Raw genomic sequence first — 12,625 nt, forward strand, 5'->3', positions numbered from 1 at the left:
GTTCATATTCATCACAGCAGCGCGCGTTGCATGCGCGCTCAATCAAAGGTTGTATCAGTTATGGCACGTCTCAAGGTTCTATACGGTTTCCACGCAGTGACGGCGCGTATCCGGCACGATGCGTCGACGGTCGAAGATGTCTATTACGACGCGACGCGCAAAGACCGTCGCATGACCGAATTCCTGCACGCGGCGAAAGAAGCCGGCGTGCGCCTGATCGCCGCCGACGAAACGCGTCTGTGGGGCCTCGCGCACACGGAGCGTCACCAGGGCGTGGTCGCGCGCGCGGGCGACATGCCGCTCGCGCAGAATCTGGCTGAGTTGCTCGACGGCATCAACGGTTCGCCGCTGATTCTCGTGCTCGACGGCGTGACCGATCCGCACAACCTCGGCGCGTGTCTGCGTGTTGCCGACGCTGCCGGCGCGCACGCGGTGATCGCACCGCGCGATCGCGCGGTCGGTTTGAACGCGACGGCCGCGAAGGTGGCGAGCGGCGCGGCCGACACCGTGCCGTACATCACGGTGACGAATCTGGCGCGCGCGCTGCGTGAGTTGAAGGACGCGGGAGTGTGGGTCGTCGGCACGGCCGGCGAGGCCACCAAGAGCCTCTACGACACGGAACTGGACGGTCCGGTGGCCCTCGTGATGGGCGCCGAAGGCGAGGGCATGCGCCGCCTCACGCGCGACACCTGCGACGTGGTCATGCAGATCCCGATGGCGGGCACGGTCGAAAGCCTGAATGTGTCGGTGGCAAGCGGGGTTTGTCTGTTCGAAGCGGTGCGTCAGCGGTCGGTGAAGAAGTAACGCCGATAAGGCAAGAGCTTGCGCAAGTTCAAGCAGCCGCTTTCCGGACAGTAGCGATTGAAGTGGTCTGCAACTGTCCGGCGAGTGAGTGGCAAATGCAAGCCGGGTTACGACGCGCGTGTGCTGGCTCGAGTGCCGCAAACACGCGCGGTTTCGTCAGTGCTTCGTTTTCCCGGCCGCCCTGTCCCGTTCGATTACGACGCAACTTTTTCAACGGCCTTTACCAGCGTGAATCCGGCCTTGTCCAGGCGGTAATAGTACACACCGGCGCCTGCCTCATTCCGGCTTCCGTGGACGATGATCAGGCTGCTGTCGCGTTTGAACTCGATCGGTTCGCTTATATCGATGTCCCAGCAACACACGGTAAAGGGAAGCCACGCCACCTTTCCTGTCTTCGCATCAATTGCGACCGTTTGAATGCAGGACGCGCCGCATCCCCAACTGGCGAGCGTATAGTGCCCCGCAAAATTCGGACGCTGACCACTTAACTCGCGTAGTCGAGTGGCGAATTTTCTATCTCGGGAAGAGATAATTCTGACTTTCGACGGTTTGCCATTAAATACGTCTGTGGCGGGAAAATCGTTAAATTGGGGCGCTGCTTCATCAGCGGAGGACTGCCCGATAGAGAAAGCCAACAACGCAAGAAACGCGAAAAATAGCTTTTTCATTTTCAATACCAGTGATGTTTTTCCCAGAACTTCCTGGCCATCTGCGCCGTGTGATATTGGCCGAAGATGTAGTGAATTCCGCCCTGGCACTCTTCGATGGCGTTGCCGAACGATTTTTCACCGTTTGGATTCAAGCTGTACTGCGGGCGTAGCAGTTGAAACAGGCCCCGCGCAGTTGATTCAGTATTGCGTGCATTGACAACGCCGTCCGACTCCTGCGCCATGATCCAAAGGAGATCGTTAAAATCCGTCAGTGGCACCCCCTCTAGCGACATAGCCGACCGTAGGGCATTTTGCGACGAAACTGGCAAAGTTGTCGGGTCTTTCGCTACCCAACCTTTTTTCTTGTGTTTTGTCTCGCGATGATTGTGTGCATGCTGCTCATGCGGTCGACTTGCCATATCCACTCGGTTCCACCGGCTGGACGCAATGCGGCAGCCCCCGCTGAAGAAGTATTCCCGACGGGCGCTCGCGCGCCACTCCGGTAAACTAGCGTTTTTTACTGCTCGCCTGCCTCTCCCATGACTCAAGACGAACTCAAGCAACTGGTCGGCCAGGCCGCCGCCGACTACGTGAACGCCAACGTGCCCGAAGGCTCGGTGATCGGCGTCGGCACCGGCTCGACCGCGAACTGTTTCATCGACGCGCTGGCCGCCGACAAGACGCGTTATCGCGGCGCGGTGTCGAGTTCGCTCGCCACCACCGCACGGCTGCAATCGCACGGCTTCAAGGTGCTCGACCTCAACGAAATCGATTCGCTGCCGGTGTATGTGGACGGCGCCGACGAGATCGACCACAGCGGCGCGATGATCAAGGGCGGTGGCGGCGCGCTGACGCGCGAGAAGATCGTCGCGTCGGTGTCGGACGTGTTCGTGTGCATTGCGGACGCCAGCAAGCTGGTCGATACGCTCGGCAATTTCCCGCTGCCGATCGAAGTGGTGCCGATGGCGCGTACCGCGATCGGCCGCCGCGTGGCGGCGCTTGGCGGCGTACCGGTGGTGCGCGTCACGAAAGAGGGCGTGCCGTTCATTACCGACAACGGCAATGAAATCATCGACGTCAAGGGTTTGCGCATCAGCGACCCGCGCACGCTGGAAACCCATATCAACGCATGGCCGGGCGTGGTGACGGTGGGCCTGTTCGCCACCCGTGGCGCGGATCTGTGCATGCTCGGCACGGATACCGGCGTCGAGACGATCCAGTACAGCAAGAGTTGAGCAACGCTGTCTGAGCGCCGCGTGAGCGCCGCGCGCGAGCCTGGGTCAACCGGCTCGCGTCCGGCGTCGGGCATGAAGTTCGCAACGACAAGCGTTAGCCTGCGGCTTGCCTGATTTCTTGCGTCATCCGCTGCAAATACTGCTCCACTGAAAATTCCGTTTGTGCATCGGTCAGCGCCTGTTGTGCAAGGCGCTGCGCTAAGGCCGGATCGGCGCGCAACGCGCCGATCGCGTCAGCCAACGCGGTGGCGTCGCCCGGTTTCACCAGCCAGCCATTGCGCCCGTGCCGCACGATCTCGGTCACGCCCCCGGCCGCCGAGGCGATCACCGGGCGTCCCGCCGCCATCCCTTCGACGACCACCCGCCCGAACGGCTCCGGTTCGGTGGATGTGTGCAGGATCACGTCCATCGCTTTCATCCACGCGGGCACGTCGTCCTGAAAGCCCGCAAAATGCACGCGATCCGTCACGCCGAGCGCCGAGGCTTGCTCGCGCAGGCGCTGCGCGTAGGCTTCCTCGCCGAATAGCGGCGCGCCCACCAGCACGAGATGCGCGTCCGGCAGGCGCGCGAGCGCGTCGAGCGCGATATGCTGGCCCTTCCACGGTGCGAGGCGGCCGAACAGGCCCGCTATCCATGCCTCTTCCGGCAGGCCGAGACGCCGCCGCAATGCGGCCATGTCGCTGCCGTTCACACGGATGAACGCGGCGGCGTCGATGCCGTTGTAGACGACCGGCGCCGAGCCGGCCGCGATACCTGTCAACGCCGCGAGCGAGCGCGCCGACGCCTGCGAATTCACCACCACGTGATCGACCGCGATCCGCACGAGCCATTTGACGACACTCAACTGCACGCGCCCGAAATGCTCGCGCGTGAGAATGTCGTGCTGATACCAGATCACCGGTTTGCGATGCAGCGGTTTGCCGAGCGCGCCGAGCACCAGCGCTTTTTGCGTGTTGAGAAACAGCACGTCGAACTGTCGTGCGCGCGTTGCGATCGCACGCACCTGACGCAGGATGCCGGGCACGACGCGCAGACAGCTCAACGCGGACGCTTGCCGCTCGACGTTCGACACCCGCGCGTCGTTGATCACCTGGACGCGCACGCCGAGTGTTTCGAGGCGCGCGCGAAACGGACCATCGGAAAGTAGCACGACTTCGCTGCGCGCAGCGCAATGGTGCGCCAGTTGCAGCAGCGCGAATTCAGCGCCGCCGAGCTGGCCGCTCTGATCGACGAACAGCACGCGCGGTATCGCAGGCGTTGCGCCAATTGCCGTCGGCGAGGCAGGTGCAGATGCAGATGCGGACGCAGGTGCGGACGCGCCAGCAGGATCGATCAGCGCGGGCTGAACCCGCGGCAAGGAATGCGCAAGCGGGGCGCGTGGAGCAAGAGGGGCGAGTGGCGTGGCGTCGATCGTCGGGCGCATAGGAAGGCGAAGTAATGGAACGCGCAGGTTCGCAATAGGCGAATGGCGATGCTTGATTATTCGCGTACAGTCGCGCGCCGAATGTGGGCACGCGCACGCACAGCTAACGATGCGCCACATACACTCGTTACCAGGCCCAAGAGGCATTAATTAAAAAACGGGGTGATCATGAAAGTGGCGATCGTGCACGACTGGCTGGTCGCGCCGGGCGGGGCGGAGAAGGTGCTTGAGCAGATCATCGAGTGCTTTCCCGACGCGGATCTTTTCAGTCTTGTCGATTTCCTTAAAGACCGTAGACCTTTGGGCGGCAAGCCCGTGACGACTTCATTCATTCAGCGTTTGCCGTTCGCACGACGCCACTATCGCACCTATTTGCCGTTGATGCCGCTTGCCGTCGAACAATTCGATCTGTCCGGCTACGATCTGATCATTACGAGTTCCTATGCGGTCGCCAAGGGCGTGCTGGTCGGCCCGGATCAGACACATGTGAGCTACGTGCATTCACCGATGCGCTACGCGTGGGATCTGCAGCACCAGTACCTACGCGAAGCGAATCTGACGCATGGACCGAAGTCGTGGGCCGCGCGCGCGCTGCTCCACTACCTGCGCGGCTGGGATTCGCACTCGGCCAACGGCGTGGACCGTTTGATTGCGAACTCGCAGTTCGTGGCGCGCCGCATGATGAAGACTTATCGGCGCGATGCGGCCGTGATTCCACCGCCCGTCGACGTACACGAATTCGAGCTGTGCACGCGCAAGGAAGACTTTTATCTGACCGCTTCACGGATGGTGCCTTACAAGCGCATCGATCTGATTGTCGAGACGTTCAACGCCACGCCGCATCGCAAGCTGATCGTGATCGGCGACGGGCCGGAGATGGCGGCGATTCGCGCCAAGGCGCGTTCGAATGTGACGATCCTCGGTTATCAGCCGTTCGAGGTCCTGAAGGATCATCTGCAACGCGCGCGAGCCTTCGTATTCGCCGCGGAAGAGGATTTCGGCATCGTCGCGCTCGAAGCGCAGGCCTGCGGCACGCCGGTCATTGCATTCGGCAAGGGCGGCGCGCTCGAAACCGTGGTGCCGATCGGCGAGGCGCATCCCACCGGCGTGTATTTCGCGCGCCAGACCGTGGTGTCGATGCTCGACGCGATCGCCCGCTTCGAGCGTCAGTGCGAGCAGATCACGCCGGCGGCGTGCCGCGCGAACGCGGAACGTTTTTCGGCGGCGGTATTCCGGCGCGCGTTCATGGCGGAGGTGACGCGCACGATCGCGGCGGCGGGGTTGCGCCATCGGGTCGGCATGGTCGAGCGGGCCGAACCCGATCTGGCCACCCAGGAGCTCCGGTGGCCCGCCGAACCGGCGCCGAAAAGCAGTTGGGGCCGCTGACGGGCTCGAACGTGAGCTCGGCAGCTGGGCCCGGTATGGATTGGGGAACGGCCCGGAGAAGCGCCGGGCTGTCTCTTTATTCGCATATTGCGAACTTCGCGGTATGCGAATAAAATGCTGTTCGTGGTACCGCGGTGAGCTGTAAATAGCCGTTCGGACTATGCCGTCCGGCCGGCTATCGGTGTCGATTCGCTCCGTTTAGCCTTGCAGGTGAAGCGCGCATGTTCAGCGCGCGAAAACGTGCGAGGAAATCCGATGCGGGTCATTTCAAAGAAAGCGTTGCTGGACTTCATAAAGAGACATCCGGGCGCGCGCAGTGCGCTATTGACGTGGTATTCACTGGCGCAGGCATGCCTCGCGTATGGCTATAACGACCTGAAGCAGACGTTCGCCGGCGTGGACTACGTGCCGCCTCAATACACCGTTTTCGATGTAGGCGGCAACCGGTTCCGGATCGTTGCGGCGATTCACTACAACAGGCAGTCGTTATTCGTTCGTCATGTCATGACGCATGCGGAGTACGACCATTGGACGAGGAAGAATCTAAACTCATGAATGCCGATCGCCTTCCGGGAGCCTTTCCCGACATCGCTCAAACCTGGGCGGCACTGCGAACCCAGTTGCCGATCACACCCATTCGCAACGAGCAGGACTACCAGACCATGGTGCGGCTCGCCAACTCGCTTGCCGACCATCTGAATGGCAACGAGGAAGATCCGCTGTCCGATCTGTTCGCGATCGTGACCGATCTGATCGAAAAATGGGAAGCGCACAACGTGACGATTCCCAAAGCGGAGCCGCGCGAGGTGTTGCGTCATTTGCTGGAAACGCATGGCTTGAGGCAGAAGGACCTGATAGGTATTGCGTCGCCTACCGTGGTGAGCGATATCCTCGCGGGCCGCCGCGCCATCAGCAAGAAGGTGGCCAAGGCGCTGGCCGTGCGTTTTCATACCGACGTCAGCGCGTTCCTGTAAACGCCGCGCAGCGTCGGCCTCGCGCTGTGCGCTGTGCCGGCCGGCAAGCCTTTTCTCGTCCATTCACCTCAGCCTGTCCACGTCGCACCGGCGGCATTGTTAATCGCCGGTGTCGGTGCTCGGCGCATTGGCGCTGTTCCTGTTTCGATCACGCGAAGCATGCGAAGCACCTTCGCGTAAGAAGCGCGTGCGCGCCCGCATCCTCGATCCACACACAGGAATAGGCACACGCGAGTGGCGCGTTCTGAGCGCGCGCTTCGTTGTGGTCTAAAGACCTTCGCGCAAATACAAAAGGGCTGCGCCTTCATGCGGCGCAGCCCTTTCTTTGTCCAGCGCCCAACGCTCAACGCTCAACGTGCTTCAGCTCGGCGCATGAATGTCAGGCGGGTCACCGGCGGAGTAGGTATACGCATAGGCATAGTCATACGTGCCGTTGCGATTGTGACTCTTGAGCGGCACGGCATTCATCACGCCGCCCACCACCCGCGCACGCGCGCGCCGCAGTTTCTTCAGCGCGTCGGCCACGTGGCCCTCGGTGTGTGCGCCCGAGCGCATCACCAGCACCGTGGACCCGGCGATGTGGGCGACCACCGCGGCGTCGGCCACCGCCAGCAGCGGCGGCGTATCCACAATGACCAGATCGAACTCCTGCTCGAAGCGCGCGAGAATTTCGCTGAAACGCGGCGAGGTCAGAATCTCCGACGGATTCGGCGGATAAGCGCCCGACCCGATGAAGTGCAGGCCATCCACGCCTGTCGCGCGCGCCACGGCTTCCAGATCCGCCTGGCCGGTCAGCAGTTCAGTCAGGCCGCCGTTAGGCGAGCGTCCAAGATAGTGAGCGAGCCGGCCGCGTCGCAGATCGGCGTCGATCAGCAACACGCGCTTGCCCGATTCCGCCATTAGCGCGGCGAGGTTCGCGCACAGGAAGCTCTTGCCGTCCGAGGGCGCCGGGCTCGTGATCGCGACGATCCGGTTGGGCGCGTCGAGCAGGCCGAATTGCAGCGTGGCGCGCAGCCCGCGCAAGCCTTCCACCGTCGTGTCGTACGGATGCGTCTTGACCAGCAGCGGCCGTATCGGCGTCTTGCCCGAACCGATGACGGTCTGCGTGCCCACCGCCACCTGGGCTCGACTGTCGGCCGCCGAACGCGAGCGCAGTAGGCGCATGACGCCCGACGGCTCGTCCGCGACCGCGCGTACTTCGGTCGGCGTGGAGCGTGGTCCGGGCAGGGCGGCGCGGCGCATCGCGCTCAATTGCCGGTCGCTGCGCGCCTGTTCCGGACTGAAGGCGATCGAGCCGAAAATCGGCAGATGAAAGCGCCGTTCGACGAACTCGGGGTCGGACACGCCGGTAAAGAACGTGCGGCGGCAGAACGCGAACAGAATCCCGCCGATCACGCCGAGCACCGTGCCCGCCGAAATGATCAGCGCCGACTTCGGCCGTACCGGCTGGGACGGCAGCAAGGCTTCGTCGATGATATGCACGTTGCCGATCGTGCCGGCGCGCGAAATCGAAAGCTCCTGCGTTTTGTTCAGCAGCGTCACATAGATTTCTCCGGCCACTTTCGCGTCGCGCTGCAAGGCGATGGCGTTGCGCTCGGAACTCGGCAAGGAGGCGAAGTGATCCTCGAAGTTTTTCTTCTCGCGCGTCATCGCGGCGATTTGCGCGTCGACCTGCTGCACCTCCTGGGACGCTTCGGTGAATCGCTGCAACAGTTGCGCGCGCTGGATGCGCAACGTGCCGAGCTGCTTGTCATAGTCGAGGCCACCGGCGAGGTACACACCGGCTTCCTGAGTGGGCTGGAACGAGAACGAGCCGACTTTCGACTGATACTCCGACAACGCGGTTTCCGTCCGCTTCACTTCTTCGCGCAGACGCGGCAATTCGCCGTTCAGGAAGGTGAGCATGCGGCTCGCTTCTTCCTGCGCGCGTTCGGTGCGTTGCTTCAGGTACGAGTGGGCCACCGCGTTGGCGATGTCGGTGATCGCGTGCGGGTCGGTGCCCGTGTACGACAGTTGCACAACGCCGGTGTCGCGGCCTTTTTCCGTGACCTGCAAACCGGCGGCAAGGCCGGAAACCGCGTCGAGCTGGTTGTAGCGCGTCACGTAGAACTCGGTGCCCGGACGCGCCACCAGCGTCTTCACGAACAACGTGACGCCGCCCCCTTCGGCTTCCTGGCCGGCGACGCCGGTGAGGATCTGTTGGCCGAGCGCATCGGTCAGTTCGTAGCGGCCGTATTCGAGCACGCGCAGCGTGAGGCGCGCGCCTTCGAGCGACTTCGGCACGGCGATCGACTGGACCTCGAATTGCTCTCCGCCCCACGCATACGAATCCAGGCCGAACGCCGCGCCGAGCGGATGGCCCGGCCGCGCGAACAGCGCCGAGATCTTGCCGAGCACCGGCACGGTCTTTTCAGACGTGGCGAAGTTCAGCTTGAACTGTTCGACCACCGGCTCGACCACGGCGCGACTCTTGATGATTTCGATTTCCGCGTCGGTGCGCATCGGTCCGACCGACGGCGTGAGCGTCGGCGAATTCTGCGACTGCGTGCTGCCGTTGTTGTTGCTTTGCGCGTCGACCTGGAGCAGCGCGTCGGCGGAATAGATCGGTGTGGCGACCTTCGTGTAGAGCACGGCGGCGAGAATCACGCTCGCGGCGATGCCGATCACCCACCAGATCTGATCCATGACCATGCGCAAGAGATCGCGCATCACGGCATCTTCGTCGCTGCTGGACGCCGGTCCCGGTTCCAGCATGTCGTATGTACTCATAGTGATACCCCGTTGCGAGCGATTGTTCTGAACAACTGTGGTGTGTGGAAAAGCGATGCTGCCGAGAGCCCGACGGCCATCGTTCTGATCGTCATGTTGTGGTCCCCCCCGCGAGAAACCGGTACGCCGATCAGGTGTGTCGATCGGTTGCGTCAAGCGTCAGCGCATTGCTTCCTGCCATGCCCCGCGCATTGCGCGTAAGCCGACTCGCCACTTGCGCAGCGCAAGCGCCAAGCCTCCGCGCTCGAATGCCAGTGACAATGCGCGCAGGAACCCCGGGTCCGCGCGATCGCCGATCAGCGTCGAGTAAGCGACGAACGCCCATCGGCCAGGCGGCGTCAGGTATTCGCACATGATGAGTCGGAGATTGAACGACGCGTTATAGAACGCTGCGTCGTTGAAGGTGAAACGCTGGTCTTCGTCGCTGCGCTGGGCGGGGAAGTGCTCTACCAGGAGCGCCGGGTCGTAGATCAGTTTCCAGCCGCGCCGCTCTATGTCGAGACTGAAGGCCATCTCGCAGTGAACCTGCGCGCCGGTGCCGCGCAAGCGTCCGTCGAAGCGCAACGCGCCGATCGCCTCGCGGCGAAACGACATGTTCACGCCTTTGAGCACCTGCACTTCGCGCGCCTTGCCGTGGCCGATATGGTGATTGCCGATGGTCCGCCCATACCAGCGCACGAGGCCCACGCGCGGCTTCTGCCCCTGCAGGATGCCGTGGCGTTCATGCACGATGTCGCGCCCGCCCAGGCCGCCGAGCGTCGCATCGCGTTCGAAGGCGCGCGCGATCCGCGCGACCCAGTCGGAATGCGGCGCGGCGTCGTCGTCGGTGAAGCAGAGCACGTTGCCGCTCGCGCTCTCGATGCCGAGGTTGTACGCGGCGACCACGCCGGGCTTGCGCACCAGTACGACCGAGCGGCGCGGATCGGGCCGGTTGGCCTCGCGGGTGCGCAGCCAGTCGAGCGTGGCGTAATCGTCGTGACGCGCGATCACGATCACCTCGTCGGCGCGACGCTCCTGCGCGTCGAGTGCCGCGAGGCAGCGCGCCAGGTCGGCGGTGCGCCGGTAGGTCGGCACGATCACGGAGACTTTCACGAACGGTTCCCGTATTGGCATGATCAGTATGCGTTGCGGCCGACAAAGCCCTTGAAGATCGTAATGAACACGATCTTCATGTCGAACCAGAACGACCAGTTATAGATGTAGAAGAGATCGAACTTGACGCGCGCTTCCATTTTTTCCACCTTGCTGGTAGCGCCGCGATAGCCGTTGACTTGCGCCCAGCCGGTAATGCCGGGCTTGATCCGGTAGCGGTACATGTAGCCGTACACCTGATCCTTGTAGAGATCGTCGTGTTCGACCGCATGCGGACGCGGGCCGACTACCGACATCTGGCCGAGCAGCACGTTGAGAAACTGCGGCAGTTCGTCGAGGCTCGTGCGGCGCATGAAGCCGCCGAGCTTCGTGATGCGCGCGTCGTTGCGCGAGGCCTGGGTGAGCTGGCCCTGCGCTTCGTGATGCACGGTCATCGAACGGAACTTGTAGATTGCGAACGGCTGACCGTCCACGCCTTTGCGAGTCTGGCGAAAGAACACCGGCCCCGGCGAGCCGAGCTTGATGCCGATCGCGAGCACCACGAACACCGGCGCGAGCGCGAGTAGCGCGGCTGCCGCGAACAGGCGGTCGAAGATCAGCTTGGGCCACATCTGCGGCGGCGAGAAGGGCGTCGCGCTCAGGTTGAGCGTCGGTAAACCGACGACATCGACCAGCGCGTGATTGAAAAGCGAGAGGCTTCGCACATCGGGAATGAAGCGCAGATTCACGAAGTCATGCCGGAACATGCGCGTGAACCGGTAAATCGTGTGTTCTTCGGAAAGCGGCAACGCGAGCCACACTTCGTTGACATGTTCCTCGCGCACCTTGGCGGCGAACGCGTTCAGATCGGTCAGTACCGGCAGACGGTGCGGATGCGCACCGTAGTTCCCGGCCGCTTCGAGGCTGGTGTCGAACAGGCAGACCGGTTTGAAGCCGGCTTGTGGCGCATGTTCGAGATGGGCGAGCAGCGTGCGTGCGAAGCCGGGTGCGCCGACTATCGCGACGGTGCGGTAGTTCATCCCGCGGCTGCGTACGAAGCGCAATGCCACATGCACGAGGCACTTGGTTGCGATGATCAGCGCGCCGGAAATCAACGTGGAGTAGCCGAACCACAAACGCGACACGGCATCCATACGATGCAGCGTGAACGCGAGGATCAGCGCGGTGGCGACCACCACCATCCATGCGGCGGCAACTCTTGCCAGCATGGAGGACAACGGTTTGCCGCGCCAGGTTTCATAAACCCCGAAGCCGGGAAACAGCAGCAGAACCAGCACGCAGTTGAAGGCGATCAGAAGACGCTCGGTGTCCGACACCGCACTCGGCGTCGAGAACCGCATCCAGTGAGCGAGCAGGCCTCCCGCAATCACGAAGAGTGCGTCGAGGAATCGCGCAGTATTCCTGAACATGTTTGACTCTACCCATTAGTCGGACGAACCAGCGCTTACTCGACGGTTTCAGCCTGGCGCAGACGGGGTAGAAGGCGGTCGAATTCGCGCTTGACGAGGCCATAGCATTCGCAGGCGCGTGCTTCGAGTCCTTTACGGTCGAGCACCTTGATGTGGCCGCGGCTATGGTGAATCAGGCCTTCGTCGTGCAACTTGCCGGCCGCTTCGGTAATGCCTTCGCGGCGCACGCCGAGCATGTCGGCGATCAGTTGCTGGGTCACGGTCAGATCATTCGACGCGACACGGTCCACCTCGATCAGCAACCAGCGGCACAGTTGCTTGTTCAGCGCGTGGTGGCGGTTGCAGGCGGCCGTTTGCGCGACTTGCGTGAGCAGCGCGTGCATATACAGCAGCATCAGGCGGCGCAGAAAGTCGGAGCGGGCGAATTGTTGCTTGAGCGCCTGTGCGCTCATCCGGTACGCGAAGCCGGCGCATTGAACCTGTACGCGATTCGGCATGGTCTCGCCACCCGTGAGCACCGGCACGCCCGTCATGCCTTCGCGGCCCACCGCGGCGATTTCGACCGAACTGCCGTCTTCCATCGTCGAGAGCATCGAGATGATCGCAGTGGTCGGGAAGTAGACGTGATGAATGCGTTGACCGGAGTCACACAGCAATTGCTCGGTGCGCAGGTGAACCAGTTCGAGATGAGGAGCCAGGGCCTGCCATTCGTGGGACGGCAATGCGCCGAGCAAATGGTTGCCGTGCAAATCGGATTGAAGTGTCAACATGATCGGTCCTCGCGTGAAAGTCGCGCTCTGCGTGACTTTCTGTTTTTGATCCGATGCCTGCATCCCTTGTTGGACGACTTGCTGCCTGGCGAGCAGCGAAGGATAAACAGGAC

12 protein-coding genes are annotated in these 12,625 nt (G+C 62.7%); 5 read left to right on the top strand and 7 right to left on the bottom strand.

The features are described from left to right. The first annotated feature begins 60 nt into the window (after positions 1–60). Positions 61–804, top strand: a complete 744-nt coding sequence (gene rlmB / locus AC57B1_RS17670; protein ID WP_011488090.1) for a 23S rRNA (guanosine(2251)-2'-O)-methyltransferase RlmB — start codon at positions 61–63, stop codon at positions 802–804. Positions 805–998: 194 nt separating this feature from the next. On the opposite strand, the gene AC57B1_RS17675 is transcribed toward rlmB, so the two are convergent. Further along, positions 999–1,472, bottom strand: a complete 474-nt coding sequence (locus AC57B1_RS17675) for a hypothetical protein (RefSeq protein ID WP_496418169.1) — start codon at positions 1,470–1,472, stop codon at positions 999–1,001. Positions 1,473–1,474: 2 nt separating this feature from the next. Then, positions 1,475–1,873, bottom strand: a complete 399-nt coding sequence (locus tag AC57B1_RS17680; protein WP_408343255.1) for an aggregation-promoting factor C-terminal-like domain-containing protein — start codon at positions 1,871–1,873, stop codon at positions 1,475–1,477. Positions 1,874–1,993: 120 nt separating this feature from the next. On the opposite strand from AC57B1_RS17680, the gene rpiA reads away from it, so the two are divergent. Further along, positions 1,994–2,689 carry a ribose-5-phosphate isomerase RpiA gene (gene rpiA, locus AC57B1_RS17685; protein ID WP_496418170.1) on the top strand — a complete coding sequence of 232 codons (696 nt, stop codon included), beginning with the start codon at positions 1,994–1,996 and terminating at the stop codon, positions 2,687–2,689. A 94-nt stretch (positions 2,690–2,783) separates the two neighbouring features. Here the strand turns inward: rpiA and AC57B1_RS17690 are convergent, their stop codons facing one another. Beyond that, on the bottom strand, positions 2,784–4,112 hold the full coding sequence (locus AC57B1_RS17690) for a glycosyltransferase family 4 protein (protein ID WP_496418171.1): 1,329 nt from the start codon (positions 4,110–4,112) through the stop codon (positions 2,784–2,786). 168 nt (positions 4,113–4,280) lie between these two features. Between AC57B1_RS17690 and AC57B1_RS17695 the strand changes: the two genes are divergently transcribed. The 3 genes from AC57B1_RS17695 (at position 4,281) to AC57B1_RS17705 (ending at position 6,472) form a co-directional block, all read left to right on the top strand. Next, entirely contained in the window at positions 4,281–5,498 is a 1,218-nt protein-coding gene (locus AC57B1_RS17695) for a glycosyltransferase family 4 protein (RefSeq protein WP_408343261.1), read from the top strand. 255 nt (positions 5,499–5,753) lie between these two features. Beyond that, entirely contained in the window at positions 5,754–6,053 is a 300-nt protein-coding gene (locus tag AC57B1_RS17700; RefSeq protein WP_408293505.1) for a type II toxin-antitoxin system HigB family toxin, read from the top strand. After that, the gene (locus AC57B1_RS17705; RefSeq protein ID WP_408343263.1) at positions 6,050–6,472 is read left to right on the top strand and encodes a helix-turn-helix domain-containing protein; all 423 of its coding nucleotides are present in this window, start codon (positions 6,050–6,052) and stop codon (positions 6,470–6,472) included. The genes AC57B1_RS17700 and AC57B1_RS17705 overlap by 4 nt, the downstream gene beginning before the upstream one ends. A gap of 360 nt (positions 6,473–6,832) precedes the next feature. Here the strand turns inward: AC57B1_RS17705 and AC57B1_RS17710 are convergent, their stop codons facing one another. From AC57B1_RS17710 to AC57B1_RS17725, 4 genes are all read right to left on the bottom strand, one after another. Then, positions 6,833–9,241 carry a polysaccharide biosynthesis tyrosine autokinase gene (locus tag AC57B1_RS17710; RefSeq protein ID WP_496418172.1) on the bottom strand — a complete coding sequence of 803 codons (2,409 nt, stop codon included), beginning with the start codon at positions 9,239–9,241 and terminating at the stop codon, positions 6,833–6,835. A 159-nt stretch (positions 9,242–9,400) separates the two neighbouring features. Continuing rightward, positions 9,401–10,354 (bottom strand): glycosyltransferase family 2 protein, encoded by a 954-nt coding sequence (locus AC57B1_RS17715; RefSeq protein ID WP_408343266.1) that lies wholly within the window; start codon positions 10,352–10,354, stop codon positions 9,401–9,403. 2 nt (positions 10,355–10,356) lie between these two features. After that, a complete protein-coding gene (locus AC57B1_RS17720) occupies positions 10,357–11,742 on the bottom strand; it encodes an undecaprenyl-phosphate glucose phosphotransferase (RefSeq protein ID WP_496418173.1) in 1,386 nt (461 codons plus the stop codon). Positions 11,743–11,777: 35 nt separating this feature from the next. After that, positions 11,778–12,512 carry a Crp/Fnr family transcriptional regulator gene (locus tag AC57B1_RS17725; protein ID WP_006048767.1) on the bottom strand — a complete coding sequence of 245 codons (735 nt, stop codon included), beginning with the start codon at positions 12,510–12,512 and terminating at the stop codon, positions 11,778–11,780. Positions 12,513–12,625 lie beyond the last annotated feature (113 nt).

The organism is Paraburkholderia sp. BGA-UO-ETr-F21 (genome assembly GCF_059567925.1).